At 65.0% G+C, this 22663-nt stretch carries 19 protein-coding genes; 6 read left to right on the forward strand and 13 right to left on the reverse strand.

Annotated elements, in window-relative coordinates; translation table 11 throughout:
- Window positions 1–5: 5 nt before the first annotated feature.
- The 13 genes from phaC (MFF34_RS18140) to gshB all read right to left on the reverse strand — a co-directional run bounded on the left by phaC (MFF34_RS18140) (window position 6) and on the right by gshB (window position 13406).
- A complete protein-coding gene (gene phaC / locus MFF34_RS18140; RefSeq protein WP_099430641.1) occupies window positions 6–1688 on the reverse strand; it encodes a class II poly(R)-hydroxyalkanoic acid synthase in 1683 nt (560 codons plus the stop codon).
- Window positions 1689–1749: 61 nt separating this feature from the next.
- A complete protein-coding gene (gene phaZ / locus MFF34_RS18145; protein WP_099430640.1) occupies window positions 1750–2601 on the reverse strand; it encodes a poly(3-hydroxyalkanoate) depolymerase in 852 nt (283 codons plus the stop codon).
- A 63-nt stretch (window positions 2602–2664) separates the two neighbouring features.
- Entirely contained in the window at window positions 2665–4344 is a 1680-nt protein-coding gene (phaC, locus tag MFF34_RS18150; RefSeq protein WP_099430639.1) for a class II poly(R)-hydroxyalkanoic acid synthase, read from the reverse strand.
- 353 nt (window positions 4345–4697) lie between these two features.
- The gene (locus MFF34_RS18155; protein ID WP_238215662.1) at window positions 4698–5075 is read right to left on the reverse strand and encodes a gamma-butyrobetaine hydroxylase-like domain-containing protein; all 378 of its coding nucleotides are present in this window, start codon (window positions 5073–5075) and stop codon (window positions 4698–4700) included.
- A gap of 182 nt (window positions 5076–5257) precedes the next feature.
- Window positions 5258–6601: an ATP-dependent protease ATPase subunit HslU gene (hslU, locus tag MFF34_RS18160; protein WP_099430637.1), complete on the reverse strand. Its 1344-nt coding sequence runs from the start codon at window positions 6599–6601 to the stop codon at window positions 5258–5260.
- Between the two features lie 73 nt (window positions 6602–6674).
- Window positions 6675–7205, reverse strand: a complete 531-nt coding sequence (gene hslV, locus MFF34_RS18165) for an ATP-dependent protease subunit HslV (protein ID WP_003249309.1) — start codon at window positions 7203–7205, stop codon at window positions 6675–6677.
- A gap of 234 nt (window positions 7206–7439) precedes the next feature.
- Window positions 7440–8711 carry a dihydroorotase gene (locus MFF34_RS18170; protein WP_238215664.1) on the reverse strand — a complete coding sequence of 424 codons (1272 nt, stop codon included), beginning with the start codon at window positions 8709–8711 and terminating at the stop codon, window positions 7440–7442.
- Entirely contained in the window at window positions 8708–9712 is a 1005-nt protein-coding gene (locus tag MFF34_RS18175) for an aspartate carbamoyltransferase catalytic subunit (RefSeq protein WP_027592428.1), read from the reverse strand. Before MFF34_RS18175 ends, MFF34_RS18170 begins: the two co-directional genes overlap by 4 nt.
- Window positions 9713–9724: 12 nt before the next feature.
- Window positions 9725–10243: a bifunctional pyr operon transcriptional regulator/uracil phosphoribosyltransferase PyrR gene (gene pyrR, locus MFF34_RS18180; RefSeq protein WP_238215666.1), complete on the reverse strand. Its 519-nt coding sequence runs from the start codon at window positions 10241–10243 to the stop codon at window positions 9725–9727.
- A gap of 46 nt (window positions 10244–10289) precedes the next feature.
- On the reverse strand, window positions 10290–10715 hold the full coding sequence (gene ruvX, locus MFF34_RS18185) for a Holliday junction resolvase RuvX (RefSeq protein ID WP_027592430.1): 426 nt from the start codon (window positions 10713–10715) through the stop codon (window positions 10290–10292).
- A complete protein-coding gene (locus MFF34_RS18190) occupies window positions 10715–11284 on the reverse strand; it encodes a YqgE/AlgH family protein (RefSeq protein WP_027592431.1) in 570 nt (189 codons plus the stop codon). Before MFF34_RS18190 ends, ruvX begins: the two co-directional genes overlap by 1 nt.
- 171 nt (window positions 11285–11455) lie before the next feature.
- Window positions 11456–12361, reverse strand: coding sequence for an energy transducer TonB (locus tag MFF34_RS18195; RefSeq protein ID WP_238215668.1), 906 nt, complete (start codon window positions 12359–12361; stop codon window positions 11456–11458).
- A gap of 91 nt (window positions 12362–12452) precedes the next feature.
- Window positions 12453–13406: a glutathione synthase gene (gshB, locus tag MFF34_RS18200; RefSeq protein WP_027592433.1), complete on the reverse strand. Its 954-nt coding sequence runs from the start codon at window positions 13404–13406 to the stop codon at window positions 12453–12455.
- Window positions 13407–13638: 232 nt separating this feature from the next.
- Here gshB and MFF34_RS18205 point away from each other — a divergent pair, with 232 nt between their 5' ends.
- Genes MFF34_RS18205 through MFF34_RS18230 form a run of 6 tightly spaced genes read left to right on the forward strand, consistent with a single transcriptional unit; the run spans window position 13639 to window position 22494 of the window.
- Entirely contained in the window at window positions 13639–14040 is a 402-nt protein-coding gene (locus MFF34_RS18205) for a PleD family two-component system response regulator (protein WP_027592434.1), read from the forward strand.
- 46 nt (window positions 14041–14086) lie between these two features.
- The gene (pilH, locus tag MFF34_RS18210) at window positions 14087–14452 is read left to right on the forward strand and encodes a twitching motility response regulator PilH (RefSeq protein WP_085272270.1); all 366 of its coding nucleotides are present in this window, start codon (window positions 14087–14089) and stop codon (window positions 14450–14452) included.
- On the forward strand, window positions 14449–15003 hold the full coding sequence (locus MFF34_RS18215) for a chemotaxis protein CheW (RefSeq protein ID WP_027592436.1): 555 nt from the start codon (window positions 14449–14451) through the stop codon (window positions 15001–15003). The genes pilH and MFF34_RS18215 overlap by 4 nt, the downstream gene beginning before the upstream one ends.
- A 47-nt stretch (window positions 15004–15050) precedes the next feature.
- Window positions 15051–17075: a methyl-accepting chemotaxis protein gene (locus tag MFF34_RS18220; RefSeq protein ID WP_238215773.1), complete on the forward strand. Its 2025-nt coding sequence runs from the start codon at window positions 15051–15053 to the stop codon at window positions 17073–17075.
- Window positions 17076–17084: 9 nt separating this feature from the next.
- A complete protein-coding gene (locus MFF34_RS18225) occupies window positions 17085–22028 on the forward strand; it encodes an Hpt domain-containing protein (protein ID WP_238215670.1) in 4944 nt (1647 codons plus the stop codon).
- Complete coding sequence (locus MFF34_RS18230; protein ID WP_238215672.1) at window positions 22021–22494, forward strand: chemotaxis protein CheW; 474 nt, start codon at window positions 22021–22023, stop codon at window positions 22492–22494. The genes MFF34_RS18225 and MFF34_RS18230 overlap by 8 nt, the downstream gene beginning before the upstream one ends.
- Window positions 22495–22663: the final 169 nt, after the last annotated feature.

Here is a 22663-nt window from a genome sequence, read left to right on the forward strand (position 1 = left end):
TGTGCTCATCGGGTCAGGACGTAGGTGCCTGGCGCAGGGCCCAGCGGCGGATAGGTGGCATTGCCAAGCGTGGTACGTGGCGCTTTCAGCGGGCCGGAGCGCGGGGTGACCCACTCCAGCCACAAAGGCCACCAACTGCCTTCGCTGCGCTGCGCGTCGTGGAACCAGGCACGCGGGTCGCTGGACAGCTTCGGGTTGGCCAGGTAGTAGGCCTTGGGGTTGCCAGGTGGGTTGATGATGCTCTGGATATGCCCGCTGTTGGCCAGCACGAAGCGTCGGTCGCCGCCCAGCAGCATGGCTGAGCGGTACACGGCATCCCACGGGGTAATGTGGTCGTTGCTGCCGGCCACGGTGAAACTGTCGAGGTCGACCTGCTTGAGGTCGATAGGCGTGCCACACACCTCAAGGCCTGCCGGGTGGGTCAGCGGGTTGTGCTTGAAGAAATCCAGCAGGTCGCCATGCAGCGCCGCCGGCAGGCGTGTGCTGTCGGCGTTCCAGTAGAGGATGTCGAAGGCGGGCGGGGTCTTGCCGAGCAGGTAGTTGTTGACCCAGTAGTTCCAGATCAAGTCATTGGGCCGCATCCAGGCGAAGATCCGCGCCACCTCGGCGCCGTCCAGCACACCGCGCTGGTAAGAGCGGCGCTTGGCCGCCTCGATCGTCTGCTCGTCGGCGAACAGGCTCGCGGGGCTTTCGAACTTGCTGTCCAGCAAGCTGACCAGGTAGGTGGCGCTGCGCACTCGGCGCAACTGGTGCTTGGCTTGCAGGTGGCCTTGCAGCGCTGCCATGGTCAGCCCGCCAGCGCAGGCGCCCATCAGGTTGGGGTCGCGGTTGCCACTGATGCTGCGGCACGCGTTAAGCGCTTCTTCCAGGGCCTGAACGTAGCTCGACAGCCCCCACTCGCGGTGCCGTGGGTCGGGGTTGCGCCAACTGACCATGAACACCTGCAGGCCGTTCTTGAGCATGTACTGGACAAAGCTGTTGGTCGAGCTGAGGTCGAAGATATAGAACTTGTTGATCTGCGGCGGCACCACCAGCAGTGGGCGGGCGTGCTGTTTCTCGCTCATCGGCTGGTACTGGATCAGCTCCAGCAGTTCGTTGCGAAACACCACGGCGCCGGGAGTTGCCGCCACGTTGCCACCCACCTCGAAGGCGCGTTCGTCCACCTGGCGGGGCAAGCCATCGTTATGGCGCAAGTCGTCGAGCAAGTGCGCCACACCACGCACCAGGCTTTGCCCGCCGGTGTTGAGCAGCTCCTTCACGGCCAGTGGGTTGAGCAGCGAATTGCTGGGCGCCAGGGCATCGTTGATCAGCGTGAACAGAAACTGCGCGCGGGCGCGGTCATCGTCGTCCAGGTGGCTTTCATCGATCCACAGGCGGGTCTGCTTTTGCCAGGCCAGGTAGGCTTGCAGGCCGCGCCGGTAGAACGGGTTCTGGCTCCAGGTCGGGTCGCTGAAACGGGTGTCTCGCGGGCTCGGCTGGTAAGGGGTGTCGCCGAGCATCACGCGGCCCAGCTGGCCGCTCAGGGCCAGCAGGTGGCGGGCGGTGTGCAGCGGGTTGCGCAAGCCATGACGGCCGACACTGCGCAACGTGGAAATCAAGTCGCGCCCGCGCAGGCCGAGGATGGCGTTCTGCACGTTCATGCTGGTGGCGGGAAGCGTTGGCGTTCCTTTGGCCGGTTTGTCTTTCATGGCAACACTCCCTCGTCTTGACCCTTGGCGCCTGCTGGCCCCGTCGCGGGCGAACCCGCCCCTACACGCCCGAAGCCGGGCGCGGATGCATGACCGCGCGCTGACGCTCTTGCTGGAGGAACTTCATGATGATCGGGGCGACGGCCTCGGCCCGGGTGATCAGAAACAGATGGCCGTCGTCGATAATGTGTAGCTGGGCATTGGGAATCCGCCAGGCCAGCAGGCGCATGTTGATCAGCGGGATCAACGGGTCGTCATCGCCAGCCAGTACCAGGGTGGGCTGCTGGATCTTGTGCAGCCAGTGAATGCTGGTCCAGCCAAGCCCGGCGAACAGTTGCCAGTAATAGCCCAGCTTGCCACCGGAGCGCACCTTGGCTGCGTGTCGCATGGCCAGGTCCGGGTCGCGGCGAAAGCCACCGCCGTAGATCAGCGGGGCGATGCGGATCACATGCGAAGGCTGGATGTAGCGCCGGGGGCTGGCCATCATCCACAGCACCTTGGGCTTGCCCGGCACCATCACCGCGCCGGCAGCCGTGGCCGCCAGCACCAGCTTCTTGCAGCGCTCGGGGTAGTCGTGGGCAAACTGCTGCGCCAGGGCGCCGCCCCACGACACGCCGATCACATTCACCTGGCCGTAGTCGAGGTAATCGAGCATGCGTGCCGTGAGCTTGGCCAGCCCCGGAAAGCGATAGGGCTGACGTGGCGTCGACGAGCCGCCTACGCCCGGTACGTCGAAGGCGATGACTTCCAGGTCCGGGTCCAGCGCTTCGATGAACGGAAACACCAGCTCCAGGTTGGCGCCGATGCCGTTGAAGATCAGCAGCGGCGTCAGGTGCGGCTTGCCCGGGCGCACGGCAGTGCGGATGGACTGGTTGTCCAGTTCGACGGTCCTGAAGATATAGGGTGACGGCATGCGCGTGGCTCTGTGGTGAAGTGAACACCGTGGCCCACCCGCAGGTGGCCACGGCGCTGCAACTTAACGTTCGTGAACGTAGGTGCCCGGAGATGCCTCGCCAGCGGCATAGGCGCGGTTGCCCAGCCGGGTTGGCGCTTTTTTCAGGTCGCCGGCACGTTCGCCCAGCCAGTTTTGCCAGTGCAGCCACCAGGAGTCGGCATGCTTGGTCGCGTTCTCCTGCCAGGCCACGGGGTCGCCCGGGCGATCGGCGCCGGTCATGAAGCGCGCCTTGGGGTTGCCCGGTGGGTTGAGGATGCTCTGGATGTGGCCGCTGTTGGACAGCACGAACTCGATCTTGCCGCCAAACAGGTGCGCTGAGCGGTAGCAGGACGGCCACGGGGTGATGTGGTCGTTGGTGCCGGCGAGGCTGTAGATGTCGCAGGTGACCTGCTTCAGGTCGATCGGCGTGCCGCACACTTCCAGTGCACCGGGGCGGGTCAGTGGGTTGCTTTTGAACATCTCGATCAGGTCGCCATGGAAACCAGCCGGCAGGCGCGTGGTGTCGTTGTTCCAGAACAGGATGTCGAACACCGGCGGCTCGTTGCCGAGCAGGTAGTTGTTGACCCAGTAGTTCCAGATCAGGTCATTGGGGCGCATCCAGGCGAACACCTTGGCCATCTCGCTGCCTTCGAGCACGCCGGCCTGGTAGGAGTGGCGCTTGGCGGCTTCGAGGGTCTGTTCATCGACGAACAGCGCGACCTGGGTGTCCATGGTGGTGTCCAGCACGCTGACCAGCAGGGTCAGGGCATTGACCTTGTTTTCGCCCAGGGCGGCGTAATGGCCCACCAGTGCGGTGCAGGTGATGCCGCCAGAGCAGGCGCCGAGCATGTTCAGGTCTTTGCTGCCGGTAATCGCCAGCACGGCATCGACCGCTTCCTTGAGCGCATCGATGTAGGTCGACAGGCCCCACTCGCGCTGGGCCTTGGTCGGGTTGCGCCAGCTGATGATGAAGGTCTGCTGTTGTGAGCGCAGGCAGAAGCGCGCCAGGCTTTTTTCCGGGCTCAGGTCGAACACGTAGAACTTGTTGATCTGCGGCGGCACCACCAGCAGCGGCCGCGCATGCACCTGTTCGGTGATGGGGCTGTACTGGATCAGCTCCAGCACGTCGTTGCGGAACACCACGGCGCCGTCGCTGGTGCCCAGGTTCTTGCCCACTTCGAAGGCGTCCATGTTCACCTGGCTGGGCATGCCACCGTTGTTGACCACGTCCTTGGCCAGGTTGGACAGGCCATCGAGCAGGCTTTTACCACCGGTTTCGAAGAAGCGCTTGACCGCGGCCGGGTTGGACAAGGTGTTGGTCGGCGCCATGGCCTCGGTCATCAGGTTGATGACGAACTGCCCGCGGCTGATGTCCTGGGGTGACAGGTCGCTGTTGCCGATCCACTCCTGCAGCTCCTTGCGCCAGGCCAGGTAGGTTTGCAGGTAGCGGCGGTAAAGGGGGTTGTTGCTCCAGGCCGGGTCGTTGAAGCGGCGGTCGTCGCTTTCGGGGGTGAGGCTGGATTTGCCCAGCAGCACGTTCTTCAGCTCCAGGCCGAAGTGCGCCACGTGCTTGGCGCTGTGCAAAGGTTGGCGCACGGCCTGGCGCAGCACAGTGCGTGCCGAGCTCAACAGGTCCTTGCGGCGGATGCCGATGACCGGGTTCAGCCCCAGGGTGTTCTCCGAGGCCTGCCGCTGCAACTCATCGTTGTTCTTGTTACTCATCTGCGACGCTCCGTTGTCCAGAGACGAGTACCGGTTGCCTGTGGCGCTTGCACAGTCCAGAGCCCGGTACTGCTACTCGGGTGACCAGTGATAAGGAACAGCGGTGCTGCGGGCCGGATGCATTCGGCGATGAGCTGCGGGGAATTCTGCGTGTGAAGACAGCCTGCTTTCGCTCGCGACCTCTACATACCGGCCAGGCCCTGATTGCCTTCAAGGCGATGCAGGGAACTTGCCAGCTCCATTGGTTACCCGACTTTCATGTAATGCGCAAGACAGCCCGTCACTGAGCTGCCTGTAGGGGCATTCAAGCAGATGAGATTAGAAAATGCGCTCTAAACGTTCGAGGGCTTGCGCTAGAGCATGAGTTTCACGACCGATTCGGCCGGATCGCGGGATTTTCCGGCCTTGTGCAGCGCGTCGAGGTACTCGGCCCACAGCTGTTCCTGGCGCAGGCACAGTTGCTCGAGGTACTCCCAGGTGAACAGGCCGCTGTCATGGCCGTCGTCGAAGGTCAATTTCAGTGCATATTGGCCGGCGGGTTCGAGGCCAGCGAGGCCGACGTTGACCTTACCAACTTGCAGGATGGGGTTGCCGTGGCCCTGGACCTCGGCGGAAGGGGAGTGCACGCGCAGGAATTCGGCGGGCAGGTGGTAGACCTCGTTGGGGTCGTAGGTAAGGCTCAAGGTCTTAGAGGCTTTGTGCAGGTTGATGGCGGTGGGCAGGCGGGCCATGGGCTGAATCTCTCGGGAGCTGATGCTGCAAGCTTCCAGCTTCTGAGGGAGGGATTCAAGCTTGATTGGGGCTGCTGTGCAGCCCATTCGCGGCACAAGGCCGCTCCTACAGGTACACCGCTGCATTTAGTGTAGGAGCGGCCTTGTGCCGCGAATGGGCCGCAAAGCGGCCCCATACGGTCTTACAGGATATAGCGCGACAGATCTTCGTTCTGCGCCAGTTCACCCAGGTGGCTGTTCACATAGCCCGCATCGATCTGGATCGGCGTTTCATCGTGGGTGCTGGCCAGGTCACCGGCACTGAACGACACCTCTTCGAGCAGGCGCTCAAGCAGGGTGTGCAGGCGGCGGGCACCGATGTTCTCGGTTTTCTCGTTGACCTGGTAGGCGATCTCGGCCAGGCGCTTGATACCGTCGGTGAGGAACTCGATGTTCAGCCCTTCGGTTTTCAGCAGTGCCTGGTACTGCTCGGTCAGCGAAGCGTGCGGCTCCTGCAGGATGCGCTCGAAGTCTTCTGGGGTCAGTGCCTTGAGTTCGACACGGATCGGCAGGCGGCCCTGCAGCTCAGGCACCAGGTCGCTTGGCTTGCTCAGGTGGAACGCACCCGAGGCAATGAACAGGATGTGGTCGGTCTTGACCATGCCCAGCTTGGTGTTGACGGTGCAGCCTTCGATCAACGGCAGCAGGTCGCGCTGGACACCCTCGCGGGACACATCGGCGCCGCCGACATTGCCACGCTTGGCCACTTTGTCGATTTCGTCGATGAACACGATACCGTGCTGTTCAACAGCTTCCAGGGCCTTGGCCTTGAGTTCTTCTTCGTTGACCAGGCGGCCCGCTTCTTCTTCGCGGACCATCTTCAACGCTTCCTTGACCTTGAGCTTGCGCGCCTTGCGCTTGCCCTTGCCCATGTTGGCGAACAGGCTCTGCAGCTGGTTGGTCATCTCTTCCATGCCAGGCGGCGCGGCGATTTCGACACCTACGGCGTCAGCCACTTCGATCTCGATTTCCTTGTCGTCCAGTTGGCCTTCGCGCAGGCGCTTGCGGAACAGCTGGCGGGTGTTGGAATCGCTGCTGGTCTGCGCGGCTTCTTCGCTGAAGCTGGTGACCCGCGCCTGCGGCAGCAGGGCATCGAGGATGCGGTCTTCGGCGGCGTCTTCGGCGCGGTGGCGCACGCGGATGATTTCCTGCTCGCGAAGCATCTTCAGCGCGGCATCGGCCAGGTCGCGGATGATCGATTCGACATCACGGCCGACGTAGCCGACTTCGGTGAACTTGGTCGCTTCGACCTTGATGAACGGCGCGTTGGCCAGCTTGGCCAGGCGACGAGCGATTTCGGTCTTGCCGACACCGGTCGGGCCGATCATCAGGATGTTTTTCGGGGTCACCTCGGCACGCAGCTCGGTCGGCAGCTGCATGCGCCGCCAGCGGTTGCGCAGGGCGATGGCCACGGCGCGCTTGGCGTCGTCCTGGCCGATGATGTGGCGGTTGAGTTCGTGAACGATTTCGCGGGGGGTCATGGACATGATGAAAATGGTCCTCGAGCAGAGCAATCAGTGTGGAAAAGTCCCGCCCAGGGCGGGACGCCAAAACAACTGATCAGTCGGCCAGGTCCTGCTCCTCGATGGTCAGGTTGTGGTTGGTGAATACGCAGATGTCACCGGCGATGTTCAGCGCGGTCTCGGCAATTTCGCGGGCCGAGAGGTCGGTCTTGTTCAGCAGGGCGCGGGCGGCGGCCTGGGCGTAGGCGCCACCGGAACCCATGGCGATCAGGCCGTCTTCGGGTTCGACCACATCGCCGTTACCGGTAATGATCAAGGATGCGTCCTTGTTGGCCACGGCAAGCATCGCCTCCAGGCGGCTCAGGGAGCGGTCGGTACGCCATTCCTTGGCCAGCTCGACGGCGGCACGGACCAGGTGGCCCTGGTGTTTCTCCAGTTGGCCTTCAAAGCGTTCGAACAGGGTGAAGGCATCGGCGGTGGCACCGGCGAAGCCAGCAATGACCTGGCCGTGGTACAGGCGACGAACCTTCTTGGCGTTGCCTTTCATCACGGTGTTGCCGAGGGAAACCTGGCCGTCGCCGCCCATGACGACTTTGCCGTTACGGCGGACAGAAACGATGGTGGTCAAGGGGAGAGTCTCCACGCAGCGGGGCGAAAGTGCCTGATGCAGACTCATATGGGGGTGGGGGGAAGGATTTCAACCTTGGGGGATGAGCGGTTGAGCTTGGCAGGCACATTTGTGCTGGCTCATTCGCGGGGCGAGCCCGCTCCCACAGGTTCTCCGCTTGCCTTGATGATTGCGAAGGTCGTGTGGGAGCGGGCTTGCCCCGCGAATGGGCCGCAGAGCGGCCCCTGGGGTTGGTCAGGCCTCGTGGCAGATGTGCCCATCGACCAAGGTATAACGCACAGCGCCAGGCAGGCAGTGGCCGATGAACGGGCAGTTCTCGCCACGGGACAGCCACTGCTCGCCGGCAACGGTCGAGGCTTTCGGGTCGAACAGCACCAGGTCCGCCGCGCCACCTACCTTCAGTTCACCCGCCGGCAGGCGCATGGCGGTAGCCGGGCCGCAGGTCAAGCGTGCCAGCAAGGTCGGCAGGTCGAGCAGGCCGTCTTCGACCAGGGTCATGGCCAGTGGCAGGAGCACTTCGACACTGCTGATACCCGGCTCCGTGGCACCGAACGGCGCCAGCTTGGCATCGCGCTCGTGCGGCTGGTGATGGCTGGAGATCGCCTGGATCACCCCCGACTTGACGGCTGCGCGCAGGCCGTCGCGGTCGGCGGCGGTGCGCAGCGGTGGCTGCACGTGGTACAGGCTGGAAAACTCGCGCAGCGACTCATCGGTGAGAATCAGCTGGTACAGCGCCACGTCGGCGGTCACCGGCAGGCCCAGTTCCTGGGCTTGGGCGATCAAGCGCGCGCCGCGGGCGCTGGTGATCTGGGTGAAGTGCGCCCGCACGCCGCTCTGTTCGACCAGCAGCAGGTTGCGCGCCAAGGCCACGGTTTCGGCAGTCTCCGGGATGCCCGGCAGGCCGAGGAAGCTGGCCATGGCGCCTTCATGGGCCAGGCCACCCTGGGACAGGTCGCGGTCCTGGGAGTGGAACACCACGGTCAGGTCGAAGGTGGCGGCGTACTCCAGGGCACGGGCCAGGGTACGGTTGTTGGGGATTTGCTGCAGGCCATTGCCGAAGGCCACGCAACCGGTGTCGCGCAGGGCCACCAGCTCGGCCAGTTGCTCGCCTTCCAGGCCCTTGGTCAGGGCGCCGATCGGGTAGACCTTGCTGTTGCCGGCTTCGCGGGCACGGTCGAGGATCAGCTCGGCCACGGCCGAGGTGTCCAGCACCGGTTTGGTCTGCGGCGGGCAGCACAGGCTGGTCACACCGCCGGCCACGGCGGCGCGGGTTTCGCTGGCGATGTTGCCTTTGCGGCTGTAGCCCGGCTCGCGCAGGGCGACGTCGAGGTCGACCAGGCCAGGCGCTGCAATCAGGCCATCGGCCTGGATCGTGCGGCTGGCGCTGAAGCCGGCCGGTGCTGCGCCGATGGCGGCAATGCGGCCGCCGTCCAGGTGCAGGTCGGTGATCTGGTCCAGGCCGCTGTTGGGGTCGATAACCCGGGCGCCAAGAATACTGATGCTCACAGGGCGTTCTCCTGGTCGAGTTGGCGTTGCGCGTTTTGCCCGCTCATGGCCATGGACAGCACGGCCATGCGCACGGCGATGCCGTACGTCACCTGGTTGAGGATCACCGAGTGCTTGCCGTCGGCCACTGCCGATTCGATCTCCACACCGCGGTTGATCGGGCCAGGGTGCATGACGATGGCATCGGGCTTGGCACCGGCCAGGCGTGCGGTGGTCAGGCCGAACAGGCGGTAGAACTCGCCCTCGCTCGGCAGCAGGCCACCGGCCATGCGCTCACGCTGCAGGCGCAGCATGATCACCACGTCGACGTCTTTCAGGCCTTCGGCGAGGTCGGTGTAGACCTTTACGCCGTATTGCTCGATGCCGATCGGGATCAGGGTTTTCGGGCCGATCACGCGGATGTCCGGGCAGCCCAGCGCCTTGAGCGCGAGCATGTCGGACCGCGCCACGCGCGAATGCAGGATATCGCCGACGATGGCGACAGACAGGTTCTCGAAGCTGCCCTTGTGCCGACGGATGGTCAGCATGTCGAGCATGCCTTGGGTTGGGTGCGCATGGCGGCCATCGCCACCGTTGATCACGGCCACATCCGGGCACACGTGTTCAGCGATGAAGTGCGCGGCGCCCGAATCGGAGTGGCGCACGACGAACATGTCGGCAGCCATGGCTTCCAGGTTGCGCAGGGTGTCGAACAGGGTTTCGCCCTTGCTGGTCGAGGAAGTCGACACGTTGAGGCTGATCACGTCGGCAGACAGGCGCTGCGCGGCCAGTTCGAAAGTGGTGCGGGTACGGGTCGAGTTCTCGAAGAACACGTTGCAGACGGTCTTGCCGCGCAGCAACGGGACTTTTTTCACGGCCCGGGCACCGACTTCCAGGAAGGAGTCGGCGGTGTCGAGGATCTCGGTCAGCAGTTCGCGGGGCAAACCGTCGAGCGAGAGAAAGTGGCGCAGCTGGCCCTGATCATTGAGCTGCAGCGGGCGCTTGGCGTCGATTGGCGTCATCGCGGGGGACTCTTAAAGGGCGGAAGCGGAGGCGAGGTCCTGGCGCTCGAGGGCGAGCGGTGCGGGTCCGGTCAATTTTACCCGTTCATGGGCTGCCAGCGACAGGTTGGCACCCAGCACATTGGGGCGAATTGGCAGCTCGCCGGCATCCAGGTCGAGCAGGCAGACCAGGGTGACGCTGGCGGGGCGGCCGTAATCGAACAGCTCGTTGAGCGCGGCCCGGATGGTGCGACCGCTCATCAGGACGTCGTCGATGAGGACCAGGTGCTGGCCTTCGATTTCGAACGGTAGCTCAGACGGGCGTACTTGCGGGTGCAGGCCGTTCTGGCTGAAGTCATCGCGGTAGAACGACACGTCCAGGGTGCCCATGGGGCTGGTATCGCCCATTTCTTCCTGCAGGGCCTGGGCGACCCAGACGCCGCCCGTGCGGATGCCGATGAAGCGCGGCTCGGTGATAGCACGGCGGGCCAGGTGGGCGCGAAGGTCGACAGCCATCTGCCGGATCAGATCGGCGGGATTGGGTAGGCTCATTGCGTGCTCCTCGGGGGCCGCCGGCTCTGCCCGGCGGCAAAGATGGTCAGGTATTGGCCTCCAGCCAGCCTTGCAGCAGCAGGGCGGCGGCAATGGCGTCGACCGGGTTGTCGCGGTAGCTGCCGCGCTGGCCACCACGGGTCAGGCGTTCGCCTTTAGCCTCGAAGGTGGTCAGGCGTTCGTCGTGGGTGTGCACGGGCAGGTTGAAGCGGCCGTTCAGGCGCCGGGCGAATTTCTCGGCGCGCGCGCTCATCTCGCTGGGGGTGCCGTCCATGTTCAGCGGCAGGCCGACGACGATGGCGTCGGGTTTCCATTCAGCGACCAGTTTTTCCACCTGGGCCCAGTCCGGCACGCCGTTCTGCGCTTTCAGGGTGCACAGCTCGCGGGCCTGGCCGGTGATGACCTGGCCAACCGCCACCCCGATCTGTTTGGTGCCGTAGTCAAAGCCCAGCAGCAGGCGTAGCTCGGCCATCAGGCGTGGCCCGCCTGGCTGGTCAGCAGGCTGAGGTTGATGCCCAGGCTGGCGGCGGCGGCGTTCAGGCGCTGGTCGCTGGCGAGGCCGAAGATGATCTCGGGGTCGAACGGGCAGTTGAGCCAGGCATTGTCGGCTAGCTCGGCTTCCAGTTGGCCGGCTTCCCAGCCCGCGTAGCCCAGGGTAATCAGGCTGTTTTGCGGCCCCACGCCCTCGGCAATGGCAAACAGAACGTCCTGCGAGGTGGACAGCGACAGGCCCTGCAGTTCGACGGTGGCCTGGTAGGTGCACTCGCTGGAGTGCAGCACGAAGCCGCGATCGGTTTGCACCGGGCCGCCCTGGTAGATCGGCACGTGCAGCGTGCTGGCCGGGGGTTCATCGTCCGGGCGCAACTGTTCGAGGATGTCGGCCAGGCTGAGCTCCTGCGGTCGGTTGACCACCAGGCCCATGGCGCCATTGGCGTTGTGCTCGACGATGTACGTGAGGGTCTGGGCAAAGTTCGGATCGGCCATGTGCGGCATGGCGATCAGGAACTGATGCTTGAGGTAGCTCGGGGCGAGGGTTTTCATGGGGGATAGTGTGGCGCCAGGTGGCGAGGCTGACAAGGTGCTCTGAAGGGCTTACTCGATCCCTGTGGGAGCGGGTTTACCCGCGAATGCGTCAGATCAGGCAATTAGGTTGCCTTGTCGAACGCTTTCGCGGGTAAACCCGCTCCCACACAGGCCAGTACAGCCAGCAAATCAGTTACTGGACAACCGGTCCCCACGCGCAAAGCGCCAGGTACGGATGATCTCCAACCGGTCGAATTCAGCCAGGTCCCCTGTAAACGGCGCAAACGGCGCCGCCAGCCTCACAATACGTTGCGCCGCCTGGTCCAGCACCGGTTGCCCGGACGATTCCAGCACCAGCACTTCGTACAGCGAGCCATCGCGGTTGATCGAGACCATCATGCGCAAGTTGCCGTAGATCTGCTGGCGCCGCGCTTCGTCCGGGTAATTGAGGTTGCCCACCCGCTCGACCTTCTTGCGCCATTCTTCCTTGTACCAGGCGCCCTTGTCGCGCATGGTCGAGGCGGCGTTGAGGCGGTGGATGCGCGGGCGTTTGGCATACAGCTGCTGTTCATTGGACAGCTCTGCCTCAAGGCTGGCGATCTGGCTGGACAACTGCGAGCTGTCAAAATCAGGCGTGGGCGTTGCAGGCTTTGGTTGCGCCTTGCTTTCCTTGGGCTTGGGCTCGACTTTGTGAGGCTTGGCGGCTTTGGTCACCACGGCTGACTTCTCAGGCGTGGGCGGCGGTGCGACCTCGGGCTTGGCCGCAGGCGGGGGCGTGACCTTGTTGATCTTGCTGTCCTGGAAGGGGGCGAGTTCGGTGGTCTTGGGCACCGCCTTCTTCTCCAGGGTGCCGCTGCCTTGCTGGTTGTCTTGAGCCTGGAAATCGGCCTTCTCGGGCGCTTTCTCGCTTTTGAAAGTGGCGAGGGTGATGTCCATGGTATGGCGGATTTCAGCCGGCTTGACCACGGTAAAACCGACGCCAAGGATCAGCGCCAGGTGCACCAGGACAGCCAGGAACAGGGTAAAGCCGAGCCGGTCCATCGGGCGAACGCGCGGTGGCAGCAGGTCGGAGGGGATGTCAGCGGGCAGCGTCATCAGGTATCCAGCAACCGCGGGGCGGGGCAGCAGGCCAAGTAAAAAGGACCCGTATCATACCCCACTCCGCGATTGTGCCGCGCGTTGCCGGTCAGCGCGCCTTCAGCTGGCGATCAATGGCGTCCATCAATTGCCCGCCGATGTCGGTGTTGAAGGCATTGTCGATCTCGCGAATACAGGTCGGGCTGGTAACGTTGATTTCGGTGAGGTGCTCGCCAATCACGTCCAGGCCAACGAACAGCAGCCCTTTCGCGCGCAGGGTTGGGCCGACCTGGGCGGCGATCCAGCGGTCACGTTCGGTCAGCGGGCGCGCTTCGCCGCGGCCACCAGCGGCCAGGTTGCCACGGGTTTCGCCGCTGGCCGGGATGCGCGCCAGGCAGTAGTCGACCGGCTCGCCGTCGATCATCAGGATGCGCTTGTCGCCGTCCTTGATCGCTGGCAGGTAGGCCTGCGCCATGATCTGCTGCGCGCCCAGGGCGGTCAGGGTTTCAAGGATCACCGACAGGTTGGGGTCGCCGACCCGGTGGCGGAAGATCGAAGTGCCGCCCATGCCGTCCAGCGGCTTGAGGATCACGTCGCCATGCTTGGCCGCGAATTCGCGAATGATGTCCGGGCGGCGGCTGACCAGGGTCGGTGGCGTGCACTGCGGGAACAACGTGGCGAACAGTTTTTCGTTGCAGTCGCGCAGGCTCTGCGGGCGGTTGACCACCAGCACGCCTTCGGCCTCGGCCTGCTCCAGCAGGTAGGTGCTGTAGACGAACTCCATGTCGAACGGCGGGTCCTTGCGCATCAGGATCACGTCCAGCTCGGCCAGGGGGCTGTCCTGCTCGTCGCCCAGCTCGAACCAGCGCGCCGGGTCGGCGAACACGTTTAGTGGGCGCATGCGTGCACGGGCCTTGCCTTCGCCCTGGTACAGGTCGCGCTGTTCCATGTAGAACAGGCTCCAGCCGCGTGCCTGGGCGGCCAGCAGCATGGCCAGCGAGCTGTCCTTCTTGTAGGAGATGGACGCGATGGGGTCCATGACAATGCCGAGGCGAACGCTCATGGGGTGGTTCCTCTTGGCGGCGCGCAGCCGCGATGGATCGAAAGAAAAGTGGCTCAGGGTGGCGCCGGGAGCGCCGATGGTCAAGGGGCGCAGCAGATGGAATGGCCACCCGGAGTGTGCTAAAAATGCGAGGCACAATGCTGCGCAAACCTGTAGGAGCGGCCTTGTGTCGCGAAAGGGTCGCAACGCGGCCCCAGCAATTCTGGCCTGAGCAGCGACGGTAGCCCAAGTGATGGAACAACCCCTGAAGGTCATGGTGATCGACGACTCACGCACGATCCGCCGTACCGCGCAGATGTTGCTCGGCGAAGCGGGTTGCGAGGTGATTACCGCCAGCGATGGTTTCGATGCCCTGGCCAAGATCGTCGATCACCAGCCACGCATCATCTTCGTCGATGTGCTGATGCCGCGCCTGGACGGGTACCAGACCTGCGCCGTGATCAAGCACAACAGCGCTTTCAAGGACATACCGGTGATCCTCCTGTCGTCGCGCGACGGCCTGTTCGACAAGGCCCGCGGGCGGGTGGTGGGCTCCGACCAGTTCCTCACCAAGCCATTCAGCAAAGAAGAACTGCTCGAGGCGATCAGGGCTCATGTGCCTGGTTTTGCCGAACACCAACAACACGCACCCTGACCGCGTCCGCCATGGCGCGGTCTTACTTTCCTGATGGGGAAATAGCATGGCCCGAGTTCTGATTGTCGACGACTCGCCGACAGAGATGTACAGATTGACCGAATGGCTGGAAAAGCACGGCTACGAGGTGCTCAAGGCCAACAACGGTGGCGATGGCGTGGCCCTGGCCCGTCAGGAAAAGCCCGACGCGGTGCTGATGGACATCGTTATGCCCGGCATGAACGGCTTCCAGGCCACTCGCCAGCTGAGCAAGGACAAGGAAACCAGCGCCATTCCGGTGATTGTGGTAACCACCAAGGACCAGGAAACCGACCGTATCTGGGCGACGCGCCAGGGCGCCCGCGACTTCCTGACCAAACCGGTCGAAGAAGACGCACTGATCGCCAAGCTCAAAGAAGTGCTGGGGGCTTGACCACCCGCCCTCATGGCGCGTCGCTGACCGCCTTCGAGTTGCTGCTGGACATCGACCGGCGCTGCCGCCTGCTGGTGGCGGACCAGCCCCCGCAGGACACCCGCCTGCAACAGTGGAGCGGGATCGGCTTTCGGATCGCCGGGCAGTGGTTCGTCGCGCCCATGGGCGAGGTGGCCGAAGTGCTGCGCGAACCGCGCAGCAGCCGTGTTCCTGGGGTTCAGCCCTGGGTCTGCGGGGTTGCCAACTTGCGCGGGCGGTTGCTGCCGGTAATGGACCTGAGCAGCTTCTTCGGGCTTGGCCCGGCCGCCCCCGGCAAGCAGCGGCGGGTGCTGGTGCTGGACCATGAGGACCTGTTCGTCGGCCTGCTGGTGGACGAAGTACTGGGGCTGCAGCACTTTGCCCTGAGCAGCCTGGAGCTGTCGCCCCCGCAGCCATTGATCCGCGCGGCAGCCCGCTTTGTGCAGGGGCACTTCCCGCGTGAACGCAATTGGGCAATCTTCAGCCCCTTCGCCCTGGCCCAGGCGCCGGGCTTTCTTGATGTGGCGTTATAGGACCTGCGAACGTGAACAAGCCTGCCACCAGCGCTACCGCAACGCCCATGGCTCCGCGTACGCGTAGCATCGCGCAGATCACCGTGCTGTTTTTGGTGCTGATCCTGTCGATCATCCTGTTGTTCGCCAATTTCGCCTACCTGAGCACCCAGTCCAACTACGACAAACAGTACATCGGCCATGCCGGTGAGCTTCGCGTGCTGTCCCAGCGGATTGCCAAGAACGCCACCGAGGCAGCGACGGGCAAGGCCTTGGCGTTCAAGCTGCTGTCGGATGCGCGCAACGATTTCGAGCGGCGCTGGAGCTACCTGCGCGAAGGTGACAGGTCCACCGGCCTGCCAGCGGCACCGGCCACGGTGCGTGATGAGATGGAAGCCGTCCGCCAGGACTGGGAGAACCTGCGCAAGAACACCGATACCATTCTGGCCAGCGAACAGACGGTGTTGTCGTTGCACCAGGTGGCGGCGACGCTTGCTGAGACCGTGCCGCAGTTGCAGGTCGAATACGAAAAAGTGGTCGAAATCCTGCTGCAGAGCGGTGCCCCGGCCAACCAGGTGGTCGTCGCCCAGCGCCAGTTGCTGCTGGCTGAGCGCATCCTCGGATCGGTCAACACGGTGCTGGCCGGTGACGACACCGCGGCCCAGGCCGCCGATGCCTTCGGCCGCGATGCCGGGCGTTTTGGCCAGGTGTTGGAGGGCATGCTCAACGGCAACCCCGCGCTGCAGGTGACCCGCGTCGAGGACGCCGATGCCCGGGCGCGGTTGGCTGAAATCGCCGAGCTGTTCCAGTTCGTGGCCGGCTCGGTGGACGAAATCCTCGAAACATCGCCCGAACTGTTCCGCGTGCGTGAAGCCGCAGGCAACATCTTCAGCCTGTCGCAAACCCTGCTCGACGAGGCCTCGCACCTGGCCAACGGCTTCGAGAACCTGGCCGGCGGGCGTACCCTGGACACGGTCGGCGGCTACGTCCTGGGCCTGCTGGCGCTGGCCTCGATCATCCTCATTGGCCTGGTCATGGTGCGCACCACCAACCGGCAACTGCGCGAGACCGCAGAGAAGAACGAACGCAACCAGCAGGCGATCATGCGCCTGCTCGACGAGATCGAAGAGCTGGCCGATGGCGACCTGACCGTCACCGTGTCGGTCACCGAAGACTTTACCGGCGCCATCGCCGACTCGATCAACTACTCCGTCGACCAACTGCGCGACCTGGTCGCCACGATCAACCACAGCGCCGTGCAGGTGGCCGCTGCCGTGCAGGACACGCAGAACACCGCGCGTCAGCTGGCCAAGGCATCCGAGCACCAGGCCGCGCAAATCAGCGAGGCGTCCGAGGCGGTGGGCGACATGGTCGAATCGATCGACCGGGTGTCGGCGCATGCCTATGAGTCGGCCAAGGTGGCCGAGCGCTCGGTGGCGATCGCCAACAAGGGCAACGAGGTGGTGCACAACACCATCAACGGCATGGACAACATTCGCGAACAGATCCAGGACACCGCCAAGCGGATCAAGCGCCTGGGTGAGTCGTCCCAGGAGATCGGCGATATCGTGAGCTTGATCGACGACATTGCCGACCAAACCAACATCCTGGCCCTCAACGCCGCGATCCAGGCTTCGCTGGCCGGTGAAGCCGGGCGGGGTTTCGCGGTGGTTGCCGACGAAGTGCAGCGCCTGGCCGAGCGTTCGTCGTCGGCCACGCGGCAGATCGAGGCGCTGGTGCGCACCATTCAGGCCGATACCAACGAGGCGGTGATCTCCATGGAGCAGACCACCGCCGAAGTGGTGCGCGGCGCGCGCCTGGCCCAGGATGCCGGGGTGGCGCTGGCGGAGATCGAAGGGGTGTCGCAGAACCTGGCCGAGCTGATCCACAGTATTTCCGACGCGGCCCAGTTGCAGACGTCCTCTGCCGGGCAGATCTCCCACACCATGGCTGTCATCCAGCAGATCACCGCGCAGACGTCTGCTGGGTCCGGCGCCACTGCCGACAGCATCCGCCACCTGGCACGCATGGCCAGCGAGATGCGCCGGTCTGTTTCTGGTTTCACCCTGCCGGCACCTGCCGAGCCGCGCTGAGGAATGCCCATGGCTTCTGCCGCTGTAAGCCCCGAGCGTCACGAAACGGTAGCGCTGGCCTGGACCAAGGCCGCCATCCTCGACTGCCTGGGCCAGGCGCGACAGGCCCTGGAGCGCTTTGCTGGCGAGCCGGGCGATCTGTCCATGCTGGCGTTCGTGGTCGACAACCTGCACCAGGTGCACGGTTGTCTGCGCATGCTCGAGTTGCGCGGTGCGACGCGCTTGGCTGAAGAGCTGGAGCTGTTCGCTCGGGCCTTGGCTGACGGCCAGGTCAGCCCGCGCGGCGACTGCCTGGGGGCGCTGTTCCGTGGCCTGGAGCAACTGCCGTCGTACCTGGAACGGCTGCGCGGCGCTCGCCACGACCTGCCCTTGGTGATGCTGCCGTTGCTCAACCAGCTGCGCGCCTGCCGCGGCGTGGAGCCCCTGGCCCAGGCCAGCCTCATCAGTGGCACTGCCCAGCGCTTTGCCGGCTCCGATGACCTGGCCAACCTTGACCTGTCGCTGGGCAACTGGCGGGAACAGATGCAGGCCGGGCCCGGCCGCGATGCCCTGCGCTCGGTGGTGAGCGCCCTGTGCGACGACCTGATGCGTATCAAGGAACGCCTGGACCAGTTCGTGCGCGGCGACCGCCAGCACAGCGAACAGTCTGAAGCCCTGCTCGCACCGCTGCGCCATGTCGCCGACACCCTGGCGGTGCTGGGCTTCCAGCAGCCGCGGCGGGTGATCATCGACCAGGTGCTGGCGCTGCAGGCCTTGGCCCCCGGCGAGGGCTCGGTGGATGACGCGGTCTTGATGGATGTGGCGGGTGCCCTGTTGTATGTGGAGGCGACCCTCAATGGCATGGTCGGCCCGCTGGAAGAAAGCGGGCAGGGCGGAATGCCGGGCTCAGACCTGACCGAGATCCGCCAGTTGGTGCTGAGCGAGTCGCTGGCCGTACTGCAGCAGGCCAAGGACTTGATTGGTGATTGCCTGGAGTCCGACTGGCCCCGGCAGCGCCTGCAGCCGCTGCCAGGGCTGCTGCAGCAAGTGCGCGGGGCGCTGGCGATGCTGATGCTGCCGGGCCCTGCCGACGTGTTTGCCGGCTGCGCCAGCTACGTGCAACGCTGGTTGCAGCACCTGGACGTCGAGCCGCCAGCCGATGAGCTGGCGCACCTGGCCGATGCCCTGAGCGCAGCCGAATGCTACCTGCAATGGCGGGTGGCCGACCCGCTTGCCGATGCTCAGCCCTTCATCGAAATGGCGCGCGCTAGCCTGGCGGCACTGGGCGTGGCCTGCGCGGTCAGCGAAACCGGCTTCGGCCAACAAGACTACGGCGATGGCATCGACGACGAGCTGCGCGACGTGTTCCTCGACGAGGCCGGTGAACTGCTGCCGGAAATCGAGCGCCACTGGCTGCGCTGGCGCGCCGACAACCAGCAGCGCGAGGCACTGCTGGAAGTGCGCCGTGCGCTGCATACGCTCAAGGGCAGCGGGCGCATGGTGCATGCCGAGGCGGTGGCCGAGCTGGCCTGGGGCGCGGAGCATCTGCTCAATCGAATGCTAGAAGGCCGAAGCGTGCTCACTCCGGAAGGGGTGGTCGCCTTGCAGCAAGTGTTCGTCCACCTGCCTGACCTGTTGGCCGACTTTGCCGCCGGGCAGTTACCGCAGCTGACCGAAATCGAGCAACTGGCCGGGCATCTGCATGCCCTGGCCGAAAACGATGCGCCACCTGCTGCTGAGGTGGATGGCCTCGATCCACACCTGCTGGACATCTTCCGCAGCGAGGCACACGGCCACCTGGCCAGCCTCGAGGCATTCTTGCAGGGCGCCGACGGCCACGACACGCCGGTCAGCGACAGCCTGCAACGCGCCTTGCACACGCTCAAGGGCAGCGCCGCCATGGCGGGCGTGATGCCAGTCGCCGAACTGGCCACTGCTTTCGACCGCCTGGCGCGTGAGTACAAGGGCCACCAGTTGCCCCTGCAAGTGGCGGAGATCGAATGGCTGGAGGCCGGGCGTTCATTGTTCCACCTGGGCCTGGCACAGCTGGACAGCACGCCGCTGGCGGCCATCCCGGGTGCCGCCGAATTGATCGAGCAAGTGGGCCAGGCGGTGGATGTGCGCCTGGCCACCCTGCATGAAGACCCGCAGCATGCGCGCCGCAACAAGCGCGACCCGCAATTGACCGCCAGCTTCCTGGCCCAGGCCATGGACATTCTGCTCGACGCCGAGTCGTTGCTGTCGCGCTGGCAAGAGCAGCCGGGGCAGCGCCAGGCGTTGGACACCCTGCTCGATGAGCTGACCAGCCTGGGCCACGCAGCGCACCTGGCCGACCTGTGGCAGATGGACGATGTCTGCGAGGCGCTGCTCGACGTCTATGGCGCCGTGGAAGAGGGCAGCCTGGCCGCCGACGCACGCTTTTTCGCCCAGGCGCAGGCAGGCCATGAAGCGCTGCTGGACATGCTCGACGAGGTGGCTGCCGGGCAGGAAATTTCACCCAGGCCGGCGCTGGTCGACAGCTTGCGCAGCCTCTTGGCGCAGGCCTTGGCACCTGAGGCCACGGGCCTTGTGGGCATTGATACGGTCACCCCGTTGCACCCCGACATGGACCTTGGCCTAGGGCTGTCGCGCAACCTGGCACTGCCGCCTGCGGGCGAGCCGTTGACTGAGGAGCCTGAGAGCCCAGGCGACAAGGAGCTGCTGGAAGTCTTTCTGGAAGAAAGCTCGGACATCGTCGAAAGCGCCGCTGCGGCCCTGGCGCGCTGGCAGGCCGACCCGCGCAGCAGTGTCGAGGTGGATAACCTGCTGCGTGACCTGCATACCCTCAAAGGCGGTGCACGCATGGTCGAGATCGCCGCCATCGGCGACCTGGCCCACGAGCTGGAATTTCTTTACGAACTGCTCGCCGCCGGCCGCCTGCCGCCGAGCCCGCCGTTGTTTGCATTGTTGCAGAATTGCCATGACCGCCTGGCGCACATGCTCGATGCGGTGCGCCTGGGGCAGCCGCTGCATGCCGCCACGGCGCTGATCGACTACATCCGCAACTTCAGCAGTGCGGCCCTGACCGACAGCGCGGCCGGCCAAGGTGCTGTCGAGGCTTCGGCCCTCGAAGTGCCTGCTGCCGCGCCGGAGCGGGCAGCGGGCGACATGGTCAAGGTCGATGCCGAACTGCTCGACGACCTGGGCAACCTGGCCGGTGAGCATTCGGTGATCCGTGGCCGCATCGAGCAGCAGGTCAACGACGCCCAGTTCACGCTCAACGAAATGGAAACCACCCTGGAGCGCATGCGTGACCAGCTGCTGCGCCTGGATGTCGAGACCCAAGGGCGGATCTCGAGCCGGCAGCCGTTCGAGAGTGATGCCTACGACGACTTCGACCCCCTTGAAATGGACCGCCACTCGCAGCTGCAGCAGCTGTCGCGGGCCCTGTTCGAGTCGGCCTCGGACCTGCTCGACCTGAAGGAAACCCTGGCCCAGCGTGCCCAGGAAGCCTACGGCCTGTTGCAGCAGCAGGCGCGGGTGAACAGCCAGTTGCAGGAAGGCCTGACCGCGACCCTGATGGTGCCCTTCGAACGCTTGGTGCCGCGCTTGCAACGCGTGGTGCGGCAGGTGGCCAGCGAACTGGGCAAGCAGGTTGAACTGGTGGTGGGCAACGCCGAAGGTGAGCTGGACCGCAGCGTGCTCGAGCGCATGGTGGCGCCCCTGGAGCACATGCTGCGCAACGCCGTCGACCATGGCCTGGAAAGCCGCGAAGCGCGCCTGGCTGCCGGCAAGCCGGAGCACGGCACGATTCACCTGACCCTGTTGCACGAGGGCGCCGACATCGTCATCGAGATGACCGACGATGGCGCCGGCGTACCCTTGGAGGCCGTGCGGCGCAAGGCGATCAAGCGTGGCCTGCTGGACCCGCAGGCGCACTTGAGCGATCACGAGGTCTTGCAGTTCATTCTGCGCCCCGGCTTTTCCACCGCCGAGAAGATCACCCAGATTTCCGGGCGTGGCCTGGGCATGGACGTGGTGCACGAAGAGGTCAAGCAGCTGGGGGGCTCGATGACCATCGAGTCGGCCCAGGGCAAGGGTGCACGCTTTCTGATCCGCCTGCCGTTCACGGTGTCGATCAACCGCGCGCTGATGGTGCACCTGGGCGAGGACCAATACGCGATCCCGCTCAATACCATCGAAGGCATTGTCCGCGTGCCGCCTGCGGAGCTGGCGGCCTGCTACCAACTGGATGCCCCGCGTTACGTCTACGCAGGCCACACCTATGACCTGCGTTACCTGGGTGAATTGCTGCAAGGCCAGCCACGGCCCAGCCTGCTTGGGCAAAGCGTGCCGCTGCCGGTGCTGCTGGTGCATTCCCAGGAGCAGTCATTCGCCATCCAGGCCGACAGCCTGTCACCCAGCCGGGAGATCGTGGTGAAGAGCCTGGGCCCGCAATTCGCTGCGGTCGCCGGGTTGTCTGGCGCGACCTTGTTGGGCGACGGCCGGGTCGTGTTGATTCTCGACCTGCTGGGCCAGTTGCGTGGCCAGCAACGGCGCCTGGCGCGCTTGCCGGGCGGCGGCGATGCCCAGCGGCAGTTGTTCGGCCCGGCGCCGCGCCGGTCACTGCTGGTGATGGTGGTGGACGATTCGGTCACCGTGCGCAAGGTCACCAGCCGGCTGCTGGAGCGTCATGGCATGAGCGTGCTCACTGCCAAGGACGGGGTCGATGCCATGGCGCAGTTGGAAGAGCATCGGCCGGATGTGTTGCTGCTGGACATTGAAATGCCCCGCATGGACGGTTTCGAGGTGGCCACGCGCATTCGCCGTGACGAGCGCCTGAAGGATTTGCCAATCATCATGATCACCTCGCGCACCGGGCAGAAGCACCGCGACCGGGCCATGGCCATTGGTGTCAACGAATACCTGGGCAAGCCTTACCAGGAGTCTGTGTTGCTGCAGAGCATTGCCCACTGGAGCCAAACCCATGCTTGAGCTGATCTCGGGCCAGCGCAGCAGCCTTACCGGCCTGTTGTTGCCCTTGGGCGACCGTACCTTGGTCTTGCCCAATGTCGCCGTGGCCGAACTGTTCGGCCAGCGCAACCTGGTGTGCCAGCGTGGCGAGCCCACCTGGCACCTGGGCTGGATCGACTGGCGCAAGCAGCGTTTGCCACTGATCGGCTTCGAGGCCGCATGCGGCGGCGAAACCCCGTGTGGCGAGCGCGCGCGCATCGTGGTGCTCAATGCCCTTGGCGATACCGGGCTGCGCTACCTGGCGGTGCTGCTGCAGGACATCCCACGCTCGTGCAAGCTCGACAGCCAGCTCAATTATGTGGATGTGGCGCTGGGCAGCCTGGAGCTGGCGGCGGTGCAGGTGGGCGAGCAGGTGGCGCGGGTGCCGGACCTGGTGGCCTTGGAACGGCTGGTGCGTGACGCGGATCTGCAACCTCTCGCAGGATAGACTGCGGATAGCGCGGTCCCTGTAGGAGCAGCCTTGCGCTGCGAAGAGGCCGCAAAACGCTGCGCAGATCTACTGTGTCGTCGCATCCTTAATCAAAGCACAAGGCTGCTCCTACAAAGGGTTGAATTACCAGAGGACCGCGCAGGTTTTTGGAACCCAGCCCCTCACA

It is taken from the genome of Pseudomonas sp. PAGU 2196 (assembly GCF_022179005.1).
Lineage (GTDB): Bacteria > Pseudomonadota > Gammaproteobacteria > Pseudomonadales > Pseudomonadaceae > Aquipseudomonas > Aquipseudomonas kermanshahensis.